Source organism: Carnobacterium funditum DSM 5970, assembly GCF_000744185.1.
Lineage (GTDB): Bacteria > Bacillota > Bacilli > Lactobacillales > Carnobacteriaceae > Carnobacterium_A > Carnobacterium_A funditum.
Genome location: NZ_JQLL01000001.1, coordinates 63,060 through 84,691, shown reverse-complemented (window position 1 = coordinate 84,691; position 21,632 = coordinate 63,060). Strand labels below are relative to the sequence as shown.

Genomic DNA, 21,632 nt, shown 5'->3' with positions numbered 1-21,632 from the left:
ACTTATTTCTTTAAGTGAAACTTAAATTTTTGCCATGGTTTAATTAAGTCCAGTAAAAATACTTCTTCTTGAACAACTCGCCCGACTACATTGGTTTTACCAGAATTTCCCATCGGTAAAAGAGCTATTTGTAGCTCACCAGCGTACCGAATGTAAAGAGAACTCTCAATCAAAATATCGCCTTTATTTATATCTGGCGTATTAAATGCTGGGAATTCATGTCCGTTGTATTTCACACGACTTTGAGTTGAACGGATGGCATAATCCGAAACATCGCCTCGATTAAAATGAGGTTCTTCTAAAACAATTTTTTGTTCTGTTTCAGGTATCTCTTTAACCAGTTTACAATTAAGGCTTAACTGGTAAGGGTCTATTTCACTTAAAGCTCTTAGCTCTTCTTCAGATGCAAAGGCGTTTCCGATGATAACGTCATCAATTAATTCCGTTGCCCACAAATGTTTGGCTTGTGTCACAATTGGAAGCTCGCGGTGCATTTCTAAAGTGCATAACCCTTCACTAACTAGCCACGGACCAATTGTAGCTGTTGCTGAACTAATAAAAGCAGCCGTCTTGACTCCTTGTTCTTTGTATTGTTTGCTTGTTTTAATAAAGTGATCATAGCCTAAACCCGTAAAACGATGAGGATAAAAATTATGACACCCATATAGATTAGACGGATTTGCTTGATAACTTAAAATGTTCTCTAAGTATTTGGTTCCATTACTGATATTCAGTTCTATTTTTAACCCTTGTGGATTAAATGTCATGACTGATTCTTCATTTCCAGTAAAACCATTATCTAAACGAATACCATCTGCTCCAATGTCTTTGAAAAAGGATAAATCCGCATAGCTAATCTCTAATTCTTCAAAAAGTTGCGGACTAACATCTGCAATGACTTCCATGCTATTTTCTTTAGCAACCGCTATAATATCTTTAAATTCTTTAATGACTTTTTCTTTATTACCTTCCACCGATAATAGACAAGTAAAGATTCGTTTAAAGTTATACTTTGAAGCAAGTTCAATGTACTGTTTTACTTCTTCTACTTTGCTGTGATTTGGATAAACTGAAATTCCCAATCTTTTCAATTCATTTGCTCCTCTCTTTTTTAACTAAACTAACATAGAAAGCGGATTCATTTTTTTTAAACTAAACTGCAAAATCGTTCTGTTTCCCTACTAAGGGTTCCGTCTTAATAACATTCAGACAAACGATCTTTTAGCCTTTTTCCTTTCTGTACTCCTCTCTCTAGACTAAACAGCTTGTTTCTTATTCGGTATCTTAATTAAATTAATTAACTAAGATGTTAATTAGTATTTTATAGCCTGTTATCTCATTTGTCAACCTAATAATCATCTCCTGTTGAAAAAACTAAACCAAAGAAACTACTTTTTTTAAAGCTTCTCTATCTGAATTATTCATAGACTATTTTTATGCCTATTAAAAATAGTGATTGCTAACGTACAATCTCTTACTCTATCTGTTTAACCTATTATTTTTTCTTTGCTAGGATTCCGATTTAATGAAATCTGTTAGGATATCGCCTGATATTCACAAAAATGGACAAGTTTCAGAAAATTTCTTTCCGACTTGACCATTTGAAAGAAGTGCCGTACCAAAATTTACAAAATTATCGATTAATCCCCACATAATGGAAAAGAGATAGGCTAGCAGTAAGCATTTTTAATCGGTTCCGCTTGTTATTCTTAAAAGATTTCTGCTAATAACAATGCAGCTGCGCCTAATATTGTAGCGTCTTTTCCTAACACGGAAACTTCGATGATGGTATTCTTTCTAACTTTTTCAGTCAAGGCTCGTTCTTGAATTGTCTGACGGATAGTAGGCATGAGAAATTCTGCACTATTTAAGACGCCACCTCCTAAGACAATTTTGTTGGGATTCAACATGTGAATCAAATTGACCACTCCAATCCCAATCAGCTGACCAGTCTCTTCCAAAATCTTTAGGTAGTTCTTGTTATTTTCTTTCGCATACGTATAAATGTCTTCAGCAGTTAAATTATCTGGTGCGTCTTTAATTTGTTCTTTAGCTCTTTTAACAATCGCTTCACCGGTGACAAATGTTTCAAAACAACCCCTATTGCCGCAACTACAAACTCTGCCATTTAAATCTATGACCATGTGTCCCATTTCTCCAGCAATACCTTGGGCGCCATAATAGAGTCTCCCCTTATCTACTATGCCCGCTCCCACACCTCTTCCAATATTTATCGCCACAAAACTATCTACCTCGTCATGATCTCCAAACCAATATTCCCCTAGCGCCATTGCACGAGAATTGTTTTCGACCATCACCCTAACTTTAAATTCTTTTTCGAGTTCTTCTTTAATAGGGACATCTCGTAAACCTGAATTTGAAGAATACAACGAAATACCTGATGAAACATCAACTACCCCATGCATAGCAACACCAATACCAAGAATCTTGTTCTTGTCATCAATTCCCATAAAAATAGTCCGAACAACCTCTTTTAGTGTTTGCAAAAAATATTCTTTACTAATATGAGGCACTATTTTAATTTCTGTTTCTGACAAAATGGTTCCTACTAAGTCAGTCGCGACTCCTTTAATGGCATTGGAGCCAGCATCTATTCCGATAACATAATGACCGCTACGTTTGATTAAGAGCATGGTTGGCTTTCTGCCGCCTCTAGACTCGCCAAGTATACTTTCTTCAACTAAATTTTCATCAATCAGTTCTTTAACAATGCTACTGACCGTTGGAGGTGTAATACCTGTTTCTTGTGCAATTTGAGCGCGTGACAAAGGCTCTGATAGACGTATTTTATTTAAAACAGTAGATTTATTAACGGATTTCATTAATTGAAATGTCCCACGCTTCATAAGGTAGCTCCTTTCTATTTTTGTATGCTCATTTTTAATATATCATTATTAATTAAATGAATTAAGTTTTCTTTTTACTTTGCGCCTTTATTTTTAGACAGCCCGAAATAGAGCTTTATATTAGCTCTATTCCCAACCTTTATATTCTATTTTCCTCCAATTTTCATTCAGCGAGTTATTGGCCGTGACATTTTTTGTATTTTTTTCCACTGCCACATGGGCAAGGTTCATTGCGACCTATTTTATTAACCGTTACAGGCTCTTTTTTAGTAGGCTCTTTTTCCTTAAGCCCCTCCACTTCATCTGGAGTCCAACCACGGTAACTCCATTTTCTCGTTTGATTGGATAATTCTTGAAACAATTGGACAAATGTGATGACCTCATCTTCTGCTGTAAATGTTAACCCAATCTTGGATAATGTTTCATAAACCTTATGTGGTTGAATACCCAAAATAACAGATTTGTTTATTTCAGACATGATTTGTTCTTCTGTTTGATCAGCGTAAACTTTTGAATGGATAAAATTATGGATATTTAAATAATAAGGCGACTGTCTATTGATGGAGAAATCCAGATACCATTCTAAGTCCTTTTGTGAGGGCATAAAATACGGTATATTACGAGATTGTAAGGTGTCATAAAAGGAACATGCCTCTTTTTCATTTAAAAAAGATTGATCATAAATGACTGTTCCATTCCATTTAACAGTAGTTTGTTTGGTTCCTATATGATTCATTTTCTCAGCAATGCTTTCATCATCTAACGGCTTTGTTTGATAGGTATTCCAAACCTTTATTAGTTGTTTAACATGATAAACGCCATACATATGCGTTAGTGCTAAAGTGTAGTCCACGAGTTTCTGATTGGTCTTAATTGTATTTTGTTTTGATTGATCCATTCTGATTTCATTTGTTAGCTCTATTAATTCTAGCGCTAATGCGATGGAGATTGCATCGTCATTTTCTTTATGAATATAAAGGTAGCCTTCACTTTCTAACTCACTTAATTCTGTCAGTTGTTCTTGTGATAAGTTAATGACGCTTGATTCTGTTTGTGCGGTTAGTGTTTCAATGACGGCCATCGTGCTAGAACGTAGATAACCTAATTGCTCTAAGAATGTTTCTTGTATTTGATTGGCTAGAGCAACTGCTATTTTAGCTTTTGTATGGCTTTTTTTTACTTGCGCACCCTGTTTTTCGGCAATTGCTAACATCTCGTCTTTTTTATTTAACTGCAACAATTCTATCAGACTTATTTCATTTAATTCTACTTTTTTTAACGCATGGTGATTCATTTTAAGTCTCCTAACTGTATGATTTATTATTGTGTTTAACGTCCTTTTTCTTTTAAAAACTGCTCTGCTTCTTCATTTGTTATTGGTTTTGCAGCATGTCTATTCCAAGCTGTTGTTAGATGGGACACTTGGCAATAATCATACATCCTTTCCACAGCTTGTTGGTTTATTAAAAACCAATACTCTACGAAAGATGAATCTCCAACTTTAGTCTTCTTCACTGGGATGCAGGCTAGCTTTTCAGCTACTTCTATTGGTACAACCGGTTTAATACCTTTATTTTCACTAAAGAAGTAAACAAACCCTTTTAAGAGTAAATTTAATTGAGTTGCTTCTTGATTGGTTTCGTTGCTACATTGCTCTTTTTTACAAAGTTAATCAATCTATTTTTTTCGTCGTCTTCAAGAGACTGATACAGCTCATCAAAATGATACATGATGTATTTAGCTAATTCAGTGGCTCTCACTTTTTTTTATGGCTTTTCCTGATAAGAACAGCATGATTTCTTGCTATTTCAAGCAATACATCTTTTTATGAGCTATTAGACAATCCATTAAGTAACGTTTGGGTGTATCTTTAATTGCATATGGTTTTGCTATTTGATTCAACTGACTTCCTCCTATTGGTCTATCCCAACTGTTCTCTATCATACTTTATTTTCATCTTTTAGTAAAATAAGGCTAGGACTTTTGTCCTAGCCTTATTCACGTATTCGGATTGTTATTCTAGAACGTGCTTCAAAAAGCAAAGCCGAGGTTCCCTTCACGGCTTATTCAAAAGAAAGTGTTGCCTGATCGTAATACAATAACTCCCACAAATGCCCATCTAAATCCATAAAACGACGGCCATATACCCCATCTATTTCATTTTCAACTTCTACTTCGATTGCACCTAGTATTAGTGCCTTATCTATAAAATCACTCAGTTTCTCTTTACTTGATGTGACGAGTGTTAGCATCATTTCTGTTTGCGTGTGTTTATTTGGCACGTCATTATGGGTCATACTTTTAAAGCAGTCTTCCTCTATTAAATTGACATACATTCCTTCCTTAAGAATCAGACAACTGACGTGTTGATCAGCGAGTAAAGGATGAAAGTCAAAGCCTAAGTTAGTAAAAAAAACGACACTCTTATCTAGATTTCCAACAGATAGATTGATAAATATATTTTTAACTTTTAGCGACATTTTTATTGCCTCCCTGTAATTTTTTTTGCTATTCGAAAAAACAACAACTGCTTAGCAACGAACGTTTCCTTTGCTAATGGTGCTTAATTTATATATGCTATTAGCAAGGCAGTACCCATCAATAAAATCATCTATTTTATAAGAAGGAGATTTTAAATTATGTTTGATCAATCTGAAGTAACCATTATATCGGCTGCAAATGAAGAATTTGTCCCTCATTTAGCAACGTTATTTTTATCTCTCTTGCAAACAAAAAAAAGTGAAACCATTATAAACTTCTATGTGATTGATGACCATATCTCATTAGTTTCGAAAGAAAAATTAAACCGAATGGTAAATGAGTATACGGCTAGTATTAGCTATTTGCAAATTGATACAGTAGAATTTGATGATATGGTTGAAAGCAATCGTATTCCTACAACTGCCTATTTCCGGATTGCTATTCCTAACTTTTTAAAAAGTACAGCTATCAAAAGAGCCATTTATTTAGACTGCGATATTGTAGCTTTACAACCTATTGAAGATATTTGGTCGATTGATTTAGGTGATAAGTTAGCAGCAGCCGTAGAAGATGCTGGTTTTCATCAGCGATTGGATGCCATGGAGATAGATGCAAAAAGCAACACTTATTTTAATTCAGGCGTTATGATCATTGATTTAGATGGATGGCGTGCTGAAAAAATATCTGAACAAGTGATTGAATTTGCCTTAACGAATCAAGAAGAATTGAAATTTCATGACCAAGATGCACTGAATGCTATCTTACATGATCGCTGGTTAATTTTGCATCCTAAATGGAACGCTCAAACTTATATTTTATTAGATGAAAAAGATCATCCAACAAAGATTGGCCAAACAGAGTATGCTGAAGCTCGCCAAAATCCAGCATTGATTCATTATAGTGGGCATGTTAAACCTTGGCATAAAGAGTCGAATCACCCTTATAAAAAGAATTATTTAGCTATTAGAGAGCAGACACCTTTTCCTATTGAAGAACCTGAATCAACAGAACAATAATTATCATTACAACAAAGCTTAAACTCGGTATGAATCATACCCGTTTGAGCTTTGTTATTTTTTACTCAATATTTTTGTATATCGTGTACATCAATTTCATAATTCTCTTCTATTTCATTTAGCACTTGATCAAATATTTTTTGACAAAAAACTGAATCATTTCCTACAATTGCGATACCAATCATTCCGTGATTTATTTTATCTAACTTCCCCACTTCGGCAATGCTGATATTGTATTTATTGTGCATTTTTTTTTTGATACTTTTCACGACATTTCTTTTATCTTTTAAAGAATAAGAATTATATAAAATAAACGTTATCTGGTAACCCTTTATAATCATATATTCCACCTCACTTTCTTATCAATACTCTTTTCTTTTATTAATAACTAGCAGATTAAACTGATAGCGCCTTCTTTTTTGGATTTAAAAATTGTTTTTATTTTTTTTTCATGTTATTCTTAAAAAAATACGAACTATTTTCTGGAACTCAATTGACTCAGCCGTAAAGGACAGTGAAATTAGAGTTTGACACCGATCTGCATTTGAAAAAGACTCAACACATTGCTGAATGTGCTAACGCCTTAACTCAAATAGTCGACGCCAAACCCCTATTCACTGTCTTTTTTTCTTTTTTCACATTGGTTTTTCAGTTGTATTTTGTACATAACTTTTATATAAAGGAGATGACAAATGGATAGGTATAGGTACCCTTATAGAAAGACAAGACCGATAGCACTTGACTCAAATGAAGCTGTATCAGAACGCCTTAAATATAGTGTGTTTTTAACCTTTGCTTCATTCTTGATGGTTTTAGCCTTTGTTTTTAATAGCCCTAAGGAACTGTGGGTAGGAAGTTTGATTATTCTTACCTCTCCAGCAAAATTGGTGACCGATTATTTTGAATTAGCCAATATTGGGTCGGCTCTTTTAAATGCTTCCTTGATGATGTTTAAAACCTTAGCGCTTGTTCGGCTTAATAAAGCAAAAATAACGGGTCCGATCATTGCAGCTCTCTTCACAGTTGCTGGCTTTTCACTATTCGGTAAAAACCTTTATAACTCGATTCCTATTATTTTAGGAGTTTATGTTTATGCAAAAATCATACGGAGCCCCTTTTCGAACCATTTATTACCTGCTTTTTTCGGTACAGCTTTAGGACCAATTGTCAGTGAAATTACGTTTAATCTTGGTTTGCCTTTAACTTGGGGAATTGTGCTTGGAATAGTAGCTGGTCTATTAACTGGTTTTGTCTTACCTCCGTTAGCAAAGCATTTTGTTTTTTTCCATAAAGGATTTAGCTTATACAACATCGGTTTTACCGCAGGGATCGTTGGAACATTCTTTATCTCTATCCTTCGAACTTTTGGTATACAGATAGATGCTATTGAGCTGGTTTCTACAGGAAATAACGGTATTTTTAGTCTTGTTCTATCTAGCTTATTCTCAACTCTTTTTATCATTGGCTTTATTCTAAATAAATGGACCTTAAGTGGCTACCGTCAATTATTAAACCAATCTGGGCAATCGATGCCTGACTTTACTAAATTTTTTCATTTTGGATTGGTTTTAATGAATATGTCCTTATTGGGAATGTTGTCTACTAGTTATGTTTTAGCAGTAGGTGGCGAATTGAACGGACCCATCATAGGTGGGATATTTACCATTGTTGGTTTTGGGGCTTCAGGAAAACACATTAAAAATGTTCTGCCGATTTTTGTAGGGGTATTTGTTGTTGGTCTTTTCAATGTATCAGAGATTCATTCAACTTCCGCTTTATTGGCCGCTTTGTTTGGAACGACACTGGCTCCTATTAGCGGATATTATGGTTCGCTTGCTGGTTTTACTGCTGGGGCTTTTCATATGGCAATGGTGTCGAATATTAATTATTTACATGCTGGTATGAATCTTTACAATAACGGCTTTTCAGGTGGTTTTACCGCAGCACTGCTCGTGCCAATTTTTGATTTATTCAAAACAATTAAGAATGATTGGAAACCCAAAGATTCTAAAGAAAATTCAGATAGCCTTCCATTAAATTCCATTGATTGATGAATCAGAGCAGCTAAGAATGACTTAGTTGCTCTATTTTTATTTTTTAAAATAGGTTAGCCTTCTGTATGATCTACTATTTCGATACCTGCAGAAGTCGTCTCATCTTTATAAAGAGTCTTTTCTTTTTTTAAATACAATTCTATTTTCACATTACCGCCAAGCTCTTCTTTTATCACCTTTTGCATACCCGATACGGTCGGTGCCACTAGTTCCCCTGGATCTGTTATTTCGGCTTCTATTATTAGTTTTGCTGTCTTATTCTCCAAATAAATTTTAACGGACTGCTCGCTTACTTTTTCAAGTTTGCAGCTGTCTCGATGGTAAGTAGCAAAGCGGTATTCTTTTTTGCCAACAACTAGGTTACATATAAATCCTTGAAAGGCTGTCTTAAGAAAAGGGATATGAGCTTCTGAAAAAAATAAACTCGTTTCATTATTTTCAAAATGATTCGACTGAATCCAGACATATTCACGTGGAAATGTTTTCCCCCAATCTCGTTCGATATATCCTTTACCATCTGAAAAATCAATCTTTGCTCCATTAACATTAAACGATCCTGTCAAAGAATGATTCATGCTCACAATGCCGTGAACACACTCCATCATTGGAAAATAGGCAAATATCCCCATGATATTAGGTGTTAACAGACTATGTTTTATCGGAGTAAATTCTCCAAATTCAACGGTCCCCTGTATCGTTACTTCTTCATTCGTTAGACGAACAACTGCTTTTGATTCTGTAAATACGTTAGGACCAATTTTTAGTTGAAATGGCTCTTGTTGGTAATCAAAAGAATTTATCGGATAGCTTATGTAGCCTGTCTCCGTTCTTTTTTTGTTGTCATTCCCATGAATGGTCATAATGTATTGTACAAAACTATGTGAGTCTGTTTCGCTAAGGCTAATACCTGGAATTAAACTAATAATTTGTTTTCCATCATTAGATACCTGTTTGTAATACCACCCTTCAAAATAGGGTTTCTTTTCTAAATTCCCTTGAAATAAAATAGCCTTTGCTAATTTTTTAGTCATAGATGCGTCAACCCCTTTCATTTGACTACTTTTAGTAGCAAAAAGAATTAACTGTCTACGTTGAAAGAAAAATTAGCTCTTTCAGTAAACAGTTAATTTTATTTTACCTGTTTATTGGTCATTTTGGAATCGTTAACACTTGACCAATACTAATCATATTCGCATTCAGTAATTTATTAACGGATACTAGTTGTTGAACGGTTACGCCATACTTTTTAGCAATCGCATATAACGTGTCGCCTTTTTTAACGGTATATTTCACTGTCGTTGGGACAGTCGGCTTAGTGGGCGTTGTTGTGCTGCTTTTTGCGGGTATTTTTAGAATTTGTCCAATTTTTATCAGATTGGGATTAGAAATAGTATTGACTGATAAGAGTTGCTGAAGTGTAATGCCATGAGCCCCAGCAATTTTCGTTAGTGTGTCACCAGATTTGACTGTATACGTTGTAGTTGGAATGGTTAATACTTGACCAATCATTATTAGGTTTGCATTCGTCAATTTATTGGCCGTCATTATCTGCTGAGCAGTCAGACCATAAGATTTAGCGATGCTATATAAGGTATCGCCTTTTTTAACAACATACTGATTAGCATGAGTTGTTGGTCCTGATGTAGTCGTATTATTTAGCATTTGACTAATGGTCACAAATTGATAGCCTTTTGCTTTCAATTGGGTAATCATAGATTGTAAAGATCCTGGTGTACCAGTAGCACCTTCCCCTACGTGCATCAAAATAATCATACCTGGTGTAGCATTATTAACCACTTTTGTCGTGATTGCACTTGAAGAAACACCTTTCCAGTCAACCGTGTCAATCGTCCAGCCAATTGTTTTAGAATATCCTGCATTTCCTACTGCTTGCAGCATCGTGTTATTAACTGCACCAAAAGGGGCACGGAAGTAGGGTTTAGTTGTTTTCCCGGAAGCTTTTTTGATAGCTGCTTCTGCTTTATCTAGTTCTATCTTAATTTGTGTAGCTGATATTTTTGTGAAATCTGGATGAGAATAAGAATGATTTCCTACATCATGACCGTTGGTTACAATCGATTTGATCCACAGAGGATGGTTTTCTGCAGCTTTCCCTGTGATGAAAAAAGTCGCTTTAATATTATTTGATTTTAACGTCTGAAGAATCTTAGTGATATTTTTCCCATCTGAACCATCATCAAATGTCAACGCAACTGTTTTAGCTGACGTGTTTCCTTTAGTGATATAGCTTGAGCTAGCCGCTGTAACCGGCAAAGTGAAAAGTAAAAAAGACAACAGAACCAATGAAAGCACGACATTGAATTTAGATAATTTCGTATTCATTTCTCTCACCCTTTCTTATTTTAAGTACGGGGTGACACTTTATTATTCTATGTTTTTCACTCTCTTTCTTCGCTTTTATTGTACCACGTTATCCACTATTTCTATCTGTTGGATAACGTTATTAAAAAACTTTTTTTTCTTCGATGGATACTTAGCAAGGGTTAGTCATATAAAAGATTGCTTTAGACTGCTTTTTCCTTAGTTTTACATCAATGAATTAACTTGCTTACATTGTAATCCATCTCATAAATTAAAACGCGAAAAAAATCTTTCTGTACTCTAGAATTGTATTATTTTTAAGAAGGTTCGTTTCCTTCATATTGACCGTAACATAAGAAAAAGCGATGATTAAAACGAAAAAAGAAGCTGGTATAATTATACCCACTTCTTTTGCTCATTTATACTGTGCTAAAAAAAAGAACCTTTGCCCATTTTACTTTTACCATTCTCCATTTTTCACTCTAAGGATTAACTCTTTTACTTTTTCTTCTATTAATTTACTTGTTTCTCTAAAATCTTCAATCGGTCCTCCTGAAGGATCATCAAGTCCCCAGTCTTCTCTCTGTTTATTGGGAACAAATGGACACTCGACATTACACCCCATCGTTATTAGAATATCCAACTCTGCTGGAATATCTGATAACAACTTTGGTTTATGACCGCTCATATCTACTCCTGCTTCTTCCATCACTTCTACTGCCAATGGTTTTACTTCCGGATAATTTTCTGTCCCTGCAGAGTACACTTCTAAAATGTCACTTCCTAGTTTTTTTGCCCATCCTTCTGCCATTTGTGATCGACATGAATTATGAACACAGACAAATGCGACTGTTGTTTTCATCTAATCTTCCTCTCTTATTATGATGGTCTTCCATTACACTTAATTCTACTGTTCCTTTACAGGGTTGGGGAACCAACCTCTTGTATTATTGACTATCTTAACCAATTGAAGCATGACTGGAACTTCAACTAAAACACCTACTACTGTTGCAAGTGCTGCTCCAGATCCCAATCCGAAAATGGAGATGGCCACTGCTACTGCTAATTCAAAGAAATTCGATGCTCCTATCATTCCTGCTGGCGCAGCAATATCATGTGGCAACTTCCAAGCTCTTGCCCACAAATAAGCAATGAAAAAAATTAAGAAAGTCTGGATAATTAGTGGTATTGCAATCAGGATAATATTAAGTGGATTCTCGACAATCGTTTTCCCTTGAAAAGAGAAGATAATGATTAACGTTAATAACAATCCAACAATCGTTACATTATTAAATTTTGGAATAAACGTTTTTTCAAAGTACTCTAATCCTTTATTTTTCGTTATCATTGTTCTTGAAATAACGCCTGCTGCCAGAGGGATAACCACAAATAAAAAGACAGAAAGGAACAACGTCCCCCAAGGTATGGATATATTGCTCATTCCTAATAAAAAGCCAACTATCGGAACGAAGCCAACTAAGATAATTAAATCGTTAGTTGCTACTTGGACAAGAGTATAAGCCGGATTTCCTTTGGTTAAATGACTCCAAACAAATACCATAGCGGTACAAGGTGCTGCACCTAAAAGAACAGCTCCTGCTAGATATTCTTTTGCTAAATCTGGCGAGATAAAGTCTTTAAATACCACATTGAAGAAAAATAGCGCTATTGCATACATCGTAAAAGGTTTAATCAACCAGTTTGATACCCATGTCACTATCAGTCCTCTAGGATTTTCTCCTACCTTTTTGATACTATTAAAATCTACCTTTAACATCATCGGGTAAATCATCAGCCATATTAGAATGGCTACCGGTATCGAAACACTTGCATATTCAAAATTACTTAAAAAGTTCGGTATGGCTGGAAGATAAACACCAATTAAAATACCGACTATCATACATATACCTACCCATATTGTCAGATATTTTTCAAAAAAACCAATACCCCTTGGGCTTTCTTGTTCTTTCACACTTATTCCAACTTTCTTTTATCGGTTTGACTCTTATCTATTTCATTTTATTTTATTTATTTCAGCTATATTGTCACATGTTAAATCGCTCTTTGTATAACTTGATAATTTTTCTTGATCTCTTATAAATGTATCATTTGTTTCCATTTTTTCTATTAAATAGTCATAGAGTAATTTGTTGTATTTAATAAATGCTGGATCAATCTGATAATATGTCCATTGGGATTTTTTTTCAAAAATGACAATTTTTTCGTTCCTAAGTCTAGTCAAATGTCTTGATACATTGGATTGAGTTGTATCTAAAATAACTTCAATCTCACAAACACATAACGCTTCTTTTCTAAGTAAATTGATTATTCTTAGTCTGTTTTGGTCTCCAAGTACCTTGAATACGTTCTCCACTACTTTTTCTCCTTTCAATATCATTATATTCGATTACACTCATATACTATAACTGAATAGTCTTTCTGTCAACCATTATTATGGATAGATCAAATTAAATGAATCCCCTAAAATTATCACCATCAGTCCATTCAGGAATGACCATAGCGGATGAAATAACACTATGTCATTCAAGATAAATGGCAGCTTGAATGACATATTCATTGGCAACCACATCATATAGCGCCTCTCTATCTCCAATTTTTTCACGTATTCTTGATAGGTTTCAATTGTTTTATTAATTATCATTCCCACCTTGATTTATACCTTCCTGGACTGATATGTCTAGGAATTATTCATCCTCTCACGAAACTGATCCCATTGAAAAGGGTGTTCATTGCTGCCATTCTTATACAAGTTTCGTCCTTCTCTTACAATTTTCAAATTCCATTGAGTGCCATCGAGAATACGTGGATTCACGTAATTAGATTTCTAATTTAGCAATTCAATTCGTTTCAAGTCTTCAATAAATTTCATTATCGTCGCTGAATCGATTGTTTTTTCAGTTCCATTTGATTCGCCACCCAATCCTTCACTACAGAAAACGTTTAAGCTAGTGAGGTTTATTGCACCCTTGTGATAGCTACTTGAAAATCCGCTAACAGAAGCTTTCAACACTTTCATTTTATCATAAGCTGCATCAATCACATCTTTTTCCCCACTCCTATTCGTACTCTTTGCAAGAATACTCTGGGGCACCCGTCATCACAATACATCCACCAAACTTAATCTTTCCTTCGCTCTCTTTTTGCATTAATTCTAAAGCATATACTGGTTCGCCATATAAAATAGTCATTGTTTTTTTGGACCCGCACTTTGGACATTGTTTATACTTTATCACCCTAGCTAAATCCCCACTTTCTTTACTCTATTCCTAATGTTAACAAATTTAGTTTATGATTCCTTAAAATTTAATAGGAAGGAATACCCATAATATCTTTATTAAACCCTGTCTGAGTTTTGAATTAGTCACTTATTCTTATGTATATAAGATTGTATGGCTGTTTTTGTTTTTCTTGTTTATCCTTAATAGCAAACGTTCTCAAATAAAAGGGGATTTCTTATGGATATTAAACAACTTCACTATTATTGTAGAATCCAAATTTAATATTTCTGCTGCCTCGAAAATCATACATGTTTCTCAACCCGCTTTAAGTCAAATGATTGCGACTTTTGAAAAAGAACAAAAAGTCTCTTTATTTGAACGAGCTCATGGAAGGTTACAAGGACTTAGTTTAGCTGGGGAGCTTTTATATACTTATGCTAAAGAAATTACAGAAAAACATAATCAGTTGATGGAAGAAATTCAAAGCCAAAGCAATCAATTACGTGGCCATATAAACGTTTGGTATGCGTCAAATAAATCTAATCCTCCCGTTAATGCAACCACTCCGGCTGCTAACGGAGCAACCCATATAATTGAAAAACCTAAATAGGCAAGACCCATTAATAAGACTAGTCCTAATATTATTCCGAATACGTCCAAGTTTCCCACTCCTTCTTACTGCACGAAATCTGTTAATAAAACGTTGGAAGGACGTTTCTTTTAAAAACATCCTTCATAACTTTCTATTTTACAATTTATTATGAAAATGTGAACTAGAGCGCTGCTAGCTCCTAGTCCGCTCCAGTTTCTTTGTCGAATGGTTAAGTAGAGCACCGCTACTCAAGAATTCAAACGCGTTTTTTTAGTTTTTTATGAGGTAGAGCACTGCTAGCGACTAATTGATTGAGGATTCTTTCAGTATGTCTTAGCTAGTACCGTTCTAGCTAACGATTCTATTTTGTATTCCTATGAAAATGTGAACTAGAGCGCTGCTAGCTCCTAGTCCGCTCCAGTTTCTTTGTCGAATGGTTAAGTAGAGCACCGCTACTCAAGAATTCAAACGCGTTTTTTTAGTTTTTTATGAGGTAGAGCACTGCTAGCGACTAATTGATTGAGGATTCTTTCAGTATGTGTTAGCTAGTACCGTTCTAGCTAACGATTCTATTTTGTATTCCTATGAAAATGTGAACTAGAGCGCTGCTAGCTCCTAGTCCGCTCCAGTTTCTTTGTCGAATGGTTAAGTAGAGCACCGCTACTCAAGAATTCAAACGCGTTTTTCCAGCCTTTTATGAGGTAGAGCACTGCTAGCGACTAATTGATTGAGGATTCTTTCAGTATGTGTTAGCTAGTACCTTCTAGCTAACGATTCTATTTCATATTCCTATGAAAATGTGAACTAGAGCGCTGCTAGCTCCTAGTCCGCTCCAGTTTCTTTGTCGAATGGTTAAGTAGAGCACCGCTACTCAAGAATTCAAACGCGTTTTTTTAGTTTTTTATGAGGTAGAGCACTGCTAGCGACTAATTGATTGAGGATTCTTTCAGTATGTGTTAGCTAGTACCGTTCTAGCTAACGATTCTATTTTGTATTCCTATGAAAATGTGAACTAGAGCGCTGCTAGCTCCTAGTCCGCTCCAGTTTCTTTGTCGAATGGTTAAGTAGAGCACCGCTACTCAAGAATTCAAACGCGTTTTTTTAGTTTTTTATGAGGTAGAGCACTGCTAGCGACTAATTGATTGAGGATTCTTTCAGGAGGAATTTAAGTAATTTTTAAATATAGAAGAAAAAACTGAATTTCATCTGATTAGGCAAGGATAGTATTTCATATAAGATCCTATAAATGATTTTGGGTTAGATAGTCTTCTAAAGTTATTTTTCTACACAGTTCTCCAATTAAATCATAGGGTATTGTATTCATATTTTTAAACCGAATGCAGCTCTTTCCCATATCAAGTTTAGTTTTAACATGCTTTGGATACTCTTTTTGAAACCATTCTAAAATCTCTGGAAATAAGTATATCCCAGAATGATAGAGTGAAATATTATTTTTTTGTGAAGCTAAATGAATAAAACTAAGAGGCAATTTTGGATCCACATGATAGCCAGCTGGATAAATACTGTGAGGGACAACATAACCTATCATGCCATATATAATGGTTTCCTCAAATCCTTCAGGAAGATTGTCTATAATCGTTTGCCTAAGTTTTTCTATCGGATCTTTTCTATCTTCTGGTAATTGGCGGATATAATCCTCTACATCTTTTGCTTCATATTGCATATTCCTTCACCTCTTGATCTTAGATTCTACTGATAGATTATTTATTGATAATGCTGGTTAGCTTATCGGTACTTATTTACCCAAATAGGATTGTAGTACTCCTTTTTACATGCCTCTCCAATGTTCCCCATATGCTGATAACGCTAATCATTTGGAAATAAGCTGGCTTAGCAAAGAAATAGTATCTGGAGTCCAATAAAACTTAATACCTGTTGCTACAGGTATTAAGTTCACTTGTTAACAGGTCATTTCAATTCTATTTCCATCTGGATCTGCAACGACACTTTCAAAGTAACCATCCCCTGTCGTTCTAGGTTCTCCAAGGATGCGATAACCGTCTTTTCCTAATTGTTTTGTCAATCTTATCACTTCAACCTCTGTTCCAACACTCATAGCTAAATGACAATAACCCATATACTGTTGGTTTGATGGTTCAACTGACAAAATACCATTCTTATTCATGATTTCAAGTCTTGTTCCTTCTTTAAATGTTAAGAAATAGGAAGTAAAACCGGTTGTCGTATTTTGGTAAATTGAATTGGATACCGCACCAAAGTAGGTACTATAAAAATCTTTCAGCCTTTCAATATCTGGTGACCAAATGGCTATATGTTCTATCTTCATGACCATTTTCCTTTCTTTATTTATACTCTATTTGATTGCATCACAATGATGTCGTTGTACCTATTCTACTATTAGGAGCTTTTATATAAAGCAATGACCGAGTGTTTTACCTATTATGCAAACGGTAAAGACTTCTTATTCGTATCTACAACAAGATAAATTGATTTAACTACACAAAATCAATCCTTCATACTTTAGCTTTTACTTATTTTACTAAACAATTCCTTAAATCGTTTCACAGCAAACTTAATGATGTCCCGAAGCCATTTCCACAAAAAATCAAACAGATTCTTTTTCGCTAGATAAATCTTGAGGATTACGGAAATTAGAAGTAACACAAGTCCTGCTATTATAAAAATAACTGTGACTGGATTTTCTTCATACATTGCATTAGCAAATAGCTGTATCGTCGCTCCATACCTAGCGAGATAATTGCTTGCAGGTGATGGAAGTTCCACAATAGTTGCCGTATTAGCATCACTCATTTTTGCAATCATATAGTGGTAATAGCTGTTTTTTGTTAAAAGCTCTACACCGGCTCCACCAGTAATTAAATACCGAACATCATCCTTTGTATATTCAAGGTAGCTATGAATATGGGAAAGATATACCGTATCAACATGATACGTACTCATTAATTTTTCAAACTTATCCGCTTCTTGTGAGTTTTGGAATCCGTAATCCATACTTTTGCTTTCACTATAATTATTTAACTTCTGTTCCAACCAATTGCTGTCACTTGTCGCTTCGTTTATATAGTTTGGAATTTCATTGTTTGTCACACTAGTTCTTGGGTCTCGTGGCGGTATATGAGTAATAACAAAAATACGTTTATCTTGCACATTCTTTAAATCTTTTTTCAACCCTATCTATTGTTCGTCAGAAATCGCCTTTTTCCCAGCCCATCCTGGAGATAAATCTAAAAACACAAAATGATTCTTCTCATAATTAAAGGAATAATAGGATGGTCCATGCAGCATTGTATAGGTTTCTCGACCATTGCCACAACTATCGCGATTCCATGGAACGGTCAGCAAAGTTGAAGACATTTTTGATGCCATTTGATCAAATAATCGGTATTGGTTAGGCTTCCCGCTAAATACAAGATCTCCGTTATCAATGATAAATAAAGGATTTTCTCCATTTATTTGCTGAATGATCTGTTCAAAAGTATCCTATCCATCTCGATTATCACTGAGGATAATGTATTTGGATGTATCCCCGCTGTTTTGTATCCATTGGTTTTAAGGGTTCCATTTTTTTCATTTCACTTGTGTCCAATGCAATAGTTATTTTCAAGGCATTTACCGCTACTTTAGTCTTAGATAATGTATTATCACTAATACTCTTTGGATAAAGATCAGGATTTATATTTTCAATCAATAATGAAACACTTCCACTATCTTCACCTTTTACTGTGACTGTTGGTAGCAGCGAAAGTGCTCTGATAACTACTGTCTTTCTGCCAGAATTATCACTTTGAATGGCTTTTATAAATCCACCGTAACCAGTAATCTCAGTATTTTGTATTTGATATGTTGAATAGGAATCATCTGGATTAAATGGGAGAGGGAGACTTCTGAAATGATTGCTAATTTTATAACTATTATTACCACCATAGATAAATACACTAATGCTTGCTACAAGACATAAGCACAAGATAACTATAGAAATATTTATTATTTTATTAATCTTCAAAGTCGCATCTCCTCTTTTCATTTCAATTGTCTTTATACAATTAAAGAGATTATCGCTATTTTTTAAAGACAATAAGATAATAATTTGTTAGCATCCGATTGAATTATTTTCTCAAAGCATTGCGTAGCAAAAGGTTAAAAGGTTTTTACTATTAAATTTAACTCTACTGGCATATTATCATTATATAGCCTATTTTTTGGTTTATCTATCTATCTGTTTGTGTTTATATGCTTGATTTCCCCTAAACTAAACTGATTTTTTCTCCATGATTGGGTTGATTCATCTAGACTACCATTTTAAAGCTTTCCTATTTGTCAGGTATTTTCCGCACTAATAGCGATAACTCCCGTTACTTTGTTAAAAAAATCCCTCAAACTAAGTTTGAAGGATTTTTTATCAATAAGTTTTATTTATTTAATGATCCGCCTTTTTTCGTGTTTTTGAAGCCTTTACTTGAAGACCCGTTCACTTTATTTGGTGTACTATCAGTTGAACTTTGTTGTAAACCTTTTTTCTTTTTAGCTTCAATAAGCTTTTTCATTTTTTCCATGTTTGCATTAGTCATTCGATAACTCTCCTTCAATTTAAATCAGAATATAGACATCTAAAATTATATCATAATATAGCTGAATATACAGCTATATCCTTCATATCCGTATCAAATCTGTTCTCAACTACTACTATACGTTCTGTTTCTTTCTCTATAATTGGTTTTACGACTTTTTATTTTCCATGTTTAGTCAGAAATAGAATCCTGCTATTTTCACCTATTTCCATTTCTAATCATGCTTTACAAATTTAATTTTCGTTGCTAATTAGTTTCATAGTTATCACAATTCCCAGGATACTTAACGCAATGACATAATAGAACACAGAATAATAATTGTTTAGACTATCTAGTAATAATCCTGACGAAGAAACCCCTGTAATTGCTCCAATACCATATGCTGTAAATACCAACCCATAATTTTGACTGTAATTTTTTATACCATACAATCTAAGTGTTGAAACTGGAGCAATTGCAAGCCATCCGCCCATATTGAACCAAAAAATCGAAAATGATAGGATGTAAATCATTTGATTATTTTGACCTGCTATTATTAATAAAGCTGCTGATAAAATAATCAATGAATAGGAAAATAGCATCGCTTTTTTAGAAGTAAATCTATCTGTAAGCCATCCAAATATAGGCCTTCCCAAACCGTTAAAAATTGCAAAAATAGCTACCAATTGAACAACTTTATGAGGCTCTATTCCAATAAATTCAACCCCCACATTAGTAGTTATTCCTATTAGCATAAGACCAATCATTGTTCCTATAATGAAGTTTAAATATAAGCCTTTAAAACTTTTTGATTGCATCATTTCCTTTGTCGCGAAATTTTCCGGACTATAGTGAACTATCGAACTATTCTTCTTGTTCTGATGTTCTATCTTTGATGGGTATTTAAAAGGGTAAGATAGAAAAGGTAAAATGATCCCAAATCCTACACCCAAAATAAGAAATGCAGTCAATACATCGTATTGTTCCACTAATGCGCTAGCAAGCGGGGCAGTAATAAGAGGGGATAGCCCAAATCCAATTAATACCATCCCTACCGCCAAACCTTTTTTCTCTGGAAACCACTTCGCTACAACTGTCATTGGAACCCCGTATGCAATTCCAACACCGGCCCCACCAATACACCCATATGTAATTGTTAATAGGACAATATTATTTGCAAATGACGACAGAATCCAGCCTAATGAAACAAGAGATCCACCTACTAAAATAATCGTTCGAGGATTATACCGCTCCAAATATTTACCGGTCAGAAACATAAAAAGTGCGTAGAAAGCCAATGCTGTCATATATGGTATTCCACTTTCAGCTGATCCAATGTTATAAATTTCCTCTAATGAAAGCCTAAATACACTGTAAGAATAAACCGTTCCTAAAAACATCATGATAATAATACCTAGAACTACATAGATCCACCTACCCTGCTCTTTCTCTCCTTTATTTATCCTCTTTATACTTTGTATCATCTATATTCCAACTCTCATCTAGTTTTTTTCATTCATTAGTAAGTTAATTCTTTGTAAATCGTGAATTCTTTACTATTTTAAAATTGGTTACCTGATACTTAATTCCAATAATTCTTGTTATTAAAAATCCTACATTAGTTGATTTTCTTACTGATAGATGTAAAGTTGATCTATCCTCATAATTAGCAACTATTTATTCATCTGATTTTTGGCTTGTAGGAGAACAAGGTTTTAAATCTATTGCGCCACTATAAAGCTCCCCTGTTTGATTTATAATAAAAAAACCCAATAATAAAAATTCTTTAACAGAACTTTTATTATTGGGTTACTTTTGACTGGTCAAAGACCTTTCAAAAAGTCTTCCAAAGACTTAATCGATTAAATTTTCTTCAATATTCTGATCAACAACGATGCCAATAATCTTTTCACCTGTTTTGGTGCTCACATCTGAATACGTGCTTATTATATTAACATCTATAACGGACTTAACAGCCTCTTCCAATTCGTTACGTGCATTTTCAAACAAGGCCGTTCTTACTTTTTTTATTAATTCAATACCGTCCTTATTTTGAGCGAGTCTTTTCTCTGATACACTAAGAAATCCTTTTAGTCTGATAATAATCAAATCCTGAAAGATAGTCGTTCTGATTTTCTCTGGTCCTCTTCCCATCTGTTCAATTTCAAACTTACTAATTGCTTCGCTTAACTTCGATTCAATTTGTCCTTTTGTCATGAAAAAACCCCCTAAACCTATCACATTTGATAGTAGCGGGCACCAATAAAACCCGAACTTTATCTAATAATATCTAAAATTATATCATAACTAATTTACAATAGCTAGTTGTGCTAATACATAGAAATTATACTAATATAGAACGTCTTGCTATATAGAATTTCTCTTAATTAATCTTCACTTGCTTCATCTAATGCTAAATTATGCTAAATTTCAAAAAAATTCTAAATGCAGTATCTTTTTACAAATGAATAGCAGTTTTCCAACAAATTCTTTTATCCATGGTTACTTTTT

General features: G+C 34.3%; 23 protein-coding genes and 1 pseudogene. 3 read left to right on the top strand and 21 right to left on the bottom strand.

Annotation, left to right across the window (positions count from 1 at the left end; all coding sequences use genetic code 11):
• Nucleotides 1–2: 2 nt before the first annotated feature.
• The 6 genes and pseudogenes from BR44_RS00370 to BR44_RS00350 all read right to left on the bottom strand — a co-directional run bounded on the left by BR44_RS00370 (nt 3) and on the right by BR44_RS00350 (nt 5,347).
• Nucleotides 3–1,091 carry a DUF871 domain-containing protein gene (locus BR44_RS00370; RefSeq protein WP_034549601.1) on the bottom strand — a complete coding sequence of 363 codons (1,089 nt, stop codon included), beginning with the start codon at nt 1,089–1,091 and terminating at the stop codon, nt 3–5.
• A 618-nt stretch (nt 1,092–1,709) separates the two neighbouring features.
• The gene (locus BR44_RS00365; RefSeq protein ID WP_034549600.1) at nt 1,710–2,867 is read right to left on the bottom strand and encodes an ROK family transcriptional regulator; all 1,158 of its coding nucleotides are present in this window, start codon (nt 2,865–2,867) and stop codon (nt 1,710–1,712) included.
• Nucleotides 2,868–3,042: 175 nt separating this feature from the next.
• Nucleotides 3,043–3,135: pseudogene (locus tag BR44_RS11760) on the bottom strand (SEC-C metal-binding domain-containing protein); the annotation flags it as partial.
• Nucleotides 3,136–4,196: 1,061 nt separating this feature from the next.
• Nucleotides 4,197–4,382 (bottom strand): hypothetical protein, encoded by a 186-nt coding sequence (locus tag BR44_RS00355; RefSeq protein ID WP_034549598.1) that lies wholly within the window; start codon nt 4,380–4,382, stop codon nt 4,197–4,199.
• A gap of 98 nt (nt 4,383–4,480) precedes the next feature.
• The gene (locus tag BR44_RS11420; protein WP_156954850.1) at nt 4,481–4,627 is read right to left on the bottom strand and encodes a hypothetical protein; all 147 of its coding nucleotides are present in this window, start codon (nt 4,625–4,627) and stop codon (nt 4,481–4,483) included.
• 303 nt (nt 4,628–4,930) lie between these two features.
• A complete protein-coding gene (locus BR44_RS00350) occupies nt 4,931–5,347 on the bottom strand; it encodes a VOC family protein (protein WP_034549596.1) in 417 nt (138 codons plus the stop codon).
• A 159-nt stretch (nt 5,348–5,506) separates the two neighbouring features.
• Here BR44_RS00350 and BR44_RS00345 point away from each other — a divergent pair, with 159 nt between their 5' ends.
• Nucleotides 5,507–6,364: a glycosyltransferase family 8 protein gene (locus BR44_RS00345; protein ID WP_034549595.1), complete on the top strand. Its 858-nt coding sequence runs from the start codon at nt 5,507–5,509 to the stop codon at nt 6,362–6,364.
• 65 nt (nt 6,365–6,429) lie between these two features.
• Here BR44_RS00345 and BR44_RS00340 read toward each other — a convergent pair whose 3' ends face one another.
• The gene (locus BR44_RS00340) at nt 6,430–6,705 is read right to left on the bottom strand and encodes a DUF503 domain-containing protein (protein ID WP_034549593.1); all 276 of its coding nucleotides are present in this window, start codon (nt 6,703–6,705) and stop codon (nt 6,430–6,432) included.
• Between the two features lie 351 nt (nt 6,706–7,056).
• Between BR44_RS00340 and BR44_RS00335 the strand changes: the two genes are divergently transcribed.
• Nucleotides 7,057–8,415 carry a DUF1576 domain-containing protein gene (locus tag BR44_RS00335; protein ID WP_034549592.1) on the top strand — a complete coding sequence of 453 codons (1,359 nt, stop codon included), beginning with the start codon at nt 7,057–7,059 and terminating at the stop codon, nt 8,413–8,415.
• A gap of 56 nt (nt 8,416–8,471) precedes the next feature.
• Here the strand turns inward: BR44_RS00335 and BR44_RS00330 are convergent, their stop codons facing one another.
• The 6 genes from BR44_RS00330 to BR44_RS00300 form a co-directional block, all read right to left on the bottom strand.
• A complete protein-coding gene (locus tag BR44_RS00330; protein ID WP_034549591.1) occupies nt 8,472–9,449 on the bottom strand; it encodes a tocopherol cyclase family protein in 978 nt (325 codons plus the stop codon).
• 118 nt (nt 9,450–9,567) lie between these two features.
• The gene (locus tag BR44_RS00325) at nt 9,568–10,761 is read right to left on the bottom strand and encodes a LysM peptidoglycan-binding domain-containing protein (RefSeq protein ID WP_034549589.1); all 1,194 of its coding nucleotides are present in this window, start codon (nt 10,759–10,761) and stop codon (nt 9,568–9,570) included.
• Between the two features lie 439 nt (nt 10,762–11,200).
• Entirely contained in the window at nt 11,201–11,602 is a 402-nt protein-coding gene (locus tag BR44_RS00320; protein WP_034549587.1) for an arsenate reductase ArsC, read from the bottom strand.
• 45 nt (nt 11,603–11,647) lie between these two features.
• The gene (gene arsB, locus BR44_RS00315) at nt 11,648–12,712 is read right to left on the bottom strand and encodes an ACR3 family arsenite efflux transporter (protein WP_034549586.1); all 1,065 of its coding nucleotides are present in this window, start codon (nt 12,710–12,712) and stop codon (nt 11,648–11,650) included.
• Between the two features lie 42 nt (nt 12,713–12,754).
• Nucleotides 12,755–13,138 carry an ArsR/SmtB family transcription factor gene (locus BR44_RS00310; protein ID WP_034549585.1) on the bottom strand — a complete coding sequence of 128 codons (384 nt, stop codon included), beginning with the start codon at nt 13,136–13,138 and terminating at the stop codon, nt 12,755–12,757.
• Nucleotides 13,139–13,585: 447 nt separating this feature from the next.
• Nucleotides 13,586–13,801, bottom strand: a complete 216-nt coding sequence (locus BR44_RS00300) for a hypothetical protein (RefSeq protein ID WP_034549583.1) — start codon at nt 13,799–13,801, stop codon at nt 13,586–13,588.
• A gap of 368 nt (nt 13,802–14,169) precedes the next feature.
• Between BR44_RS00300 and BR44_RS00295 the strand changes: the two genes are divergently transcribed.
• Nucleotides 14,170–14,589 carry a LysR family transcriptional regulator gene (locus BR44_RS00295; protein ID WP_169740178.1) on the top strand — a complete coding sequence of 140 codons (420 nt, stop codon included), beginning with the start codon at nt 14,170–14,172 and terminating at the stop codon, nt 14,587–14,589.
• A gap of 1,222 nt (nt 14,590–15,811) precedes the next feature.
• On the opposite strand, the gene BR44_RS00290 is transcribed toward BR44_RS00295, so the two are convergent.
• The 8 genes from BR44_RS00290 to BR44_RS00260 all read right to left on the bottom strand — a co-directional run bounded on the left by BR44_RS00290 (nt 15,812) and on the right by BR44_RS00260 (nt 21,338).
• Nucleotides 15,812–16,255, bottom strand: coding sequence for a DUF1801 domain-containing protein (locus BR44_RS00290; protein WP_034549582.1), 444 nt, complete (start codon nt 16,253–16,255; stop codon nt 15,812–15,814).
• Nucleotides 16,256–16,492: 237 nt separating this feature from the next.
• Nucleotides 16,493–16,879 carry a VOC family protein gene (locus BR44_RS00285; RefSeq protein WP_034549579.1) on the bottom strand — a complete coding sequence of 129 codons (387 nt, stop codon included), beginning with the start codon at nt 16,877–16,879 and terminating at the stop codon, nt 16,493–16,495.
• 194 nt (nt 16,880–17,073) lie between these two features.
• Complete coding sequence (locus BR44_RS00280; protein WP_211249852.1) at nt 17,074–17,742, bottom strand: hypothetical protein; 669 nt, start codon at nt 17,740–17,742, stop codon at nt 17,074–17,076.
• A 6-nt stretch (nt 17,743–17,748) separates the two neighbouring features.
• Complete coding sequence (locus tag BR44_RS00275) at nt 17,749–17,940, bottom strand: hypothetical protein (protein ID WP_034549576.1); 192 nt, start codon at nt 17,938–17,940, stop codon at nt 17,749–17,751.
• Nucleotides 17,941–18,070: 130 nt separating this feature from the next.
• On the bottom strand, nt 18,071–18,598 hold the full coding sequence (locus BR44_RS00270; RefSeq protein WP_156954849.1) for a hypothetical protein: 528 nt from the start codon (nt 18,596–18,598) through the stop codon (nt 18,071–18,073).
• A gap of 385 nt (nt 18,599–18,983) precedes the next feature.
• Nucleotides 18,984–19,142 carry a hypothetical protein gene (locus tag BR44_RS11615; protein ID WP_169740177.1) on the bottom strand — a complete coding sequence of 53 codons (159 nt, stop codon included), beginning with the start codon at nt 19,140–19,142 and terminating at the stop codon, nt 18,984–18,986.
• A gap of 233 nt (nt 19,143–19,375) precedes the next feature.
• Nucleotides 19,376–20,605, bottom strand: a complete 1,230-nt coding sequence (locus tag BR44_RS00265; protein WP_156954848.1) for an L-lactate MFS transporter — start codon at nt 20,603–20,605, stop codon at nt 19,376–19,378.
• Nucleotides 20,606–20,975: 370 nt separating this feature from the next.
• On the bottom strand, nt 20,976–21,338 hold the full coding sequence (locus tag BR44_RS00260) for a Na-translocating system protein MpsC family protein (RefSeq protein WP_034549572.1): 363 nt from the start codon (nt 21,336–21,338) through the stop codon (nt 20,976–20,978).
• Nucleotides 21,339–21,632: the final 294 nt, after the last annotated feature.

What these genes read in the sequence shown, in the direction of transcription:
- BR44_RS00320 (WP_034549587.1), bottom strand. Translation starts at nt 11,602, where the DNA reads ATGAAAACAACAGTCGCATTTGTCTGTGTTCATAATTCATGTCGATCA.
- BR44_RS11615 (WP_169740177.1), bottom strand. Translation starts at nt 19,142, where the DNA reads ATGACTAATGCAAACATGGAAAAAATGAAAAAGCTTATTGAAGCTAAA.
- BR44_RS00350 (WP_034549596.1), bottom strand. Translation starts at nt 5,347, where the DNA reads ATGTCGCTAAAAGTTAAAAATATATTTATCAATCTATCTGTTGGAAAT.
- BR44_RS00265 (WP_156954848.1), bottom strand. Translation starts at nt 20,605, where the DNA reads ATGATACAAAGTATAAAGAGGATAAATAAAGGAGAGAAAGAGCAGGGT.
- BR44_RS00275 (WP_034549576.1), bottom strand. Translation starts at nt 17,940, where the DNA reads ATGGCATCAAAAATGTCTTCAACTTTGCTGACCGTTCCATGGAATCGC.
- BR44_RS00270 (WP_156954849.1), bottom strand. Translation starts at nt 18,598, where the DNA reads ATGAAAAGAGGAGATGCGACTTTGAAGATTAATAAAATAATAAATATT.
- BR44_RS00335 (WP_034549592.1), top strand. Translation starts at nt 7,057, where the DNA reads ATGGATAGGTATAGGTACCCTTATAGAAAGACAAGACCGATAGCACTT.
- BR44_RS00345 (WP_034549595.1), top strand. Translation starts at nt 5,507, where the DNA reads ATGTTTGATCAATCTGAAGTAACCATTATATCGGCTGCAAATGAAGAA.
- BR44_RS00260 (WP_034549572.1), bottom strand. Translation starts at nt 21,338, where the DNA reads ATGACAAAAGGACAAATTGAATCGAAGTTAAGCGAAGCAATTAGTAAG.
- BR44_RS00330 (WP_034549591.1), bottom strand. Translation starts at nt 9,449, where the DNA reads ATGACTAAAAAATTAGCAAAGGCTATTTTATTTCAAGGGAATTTAGAA.
- BR44_RS00365 (WP_034549600.1), bottom strand. Translation starts at nt 2,867, where the DNA reads ATGAAGCGTGGGACATTTCAATTAATGAAATCCGTTAATAAATCTACT.
- BR44_RS00285 (WP_034549579.1), bottom strand. Translation starts at nt 16,879, where the DNA reads ATGAAGATAGAACATATAGCCATTTGGTCACCAGATATTGAAAGGCTG.
- BR44_RS00340 (WP_034549593.1), bottom strand. Translation starts at nt 6,705, where the DNA reads ATGATTATAAAGGGTTACCAGATAACGTTTATTTTATATAATTCTTAT.
- BR44_RS00310 (WP_034549585.1), bottom strand. Translation starts at nt 13,138, where the DNA reads ATGATATTGAAAGGAGAAAAAGTAGTGGAGAACGTATTCAAGGTACTT.
- BR44_RS00290 (WP_034549582.1), bottom strand. Translation starts at nt 16,255, where the DNA reads ATGCAATATGAAGCAAAAGATGTAGAGGATTATATCCGCCAATTACCA.
- BR44_RS00325 (WP_034549589.1), bottom strand. Translation starts at nt 10,761, where the DNA reads ATGAATACGAAATTATCTAAATTCAATGTCGTGCTTTCATTGGTTCTG.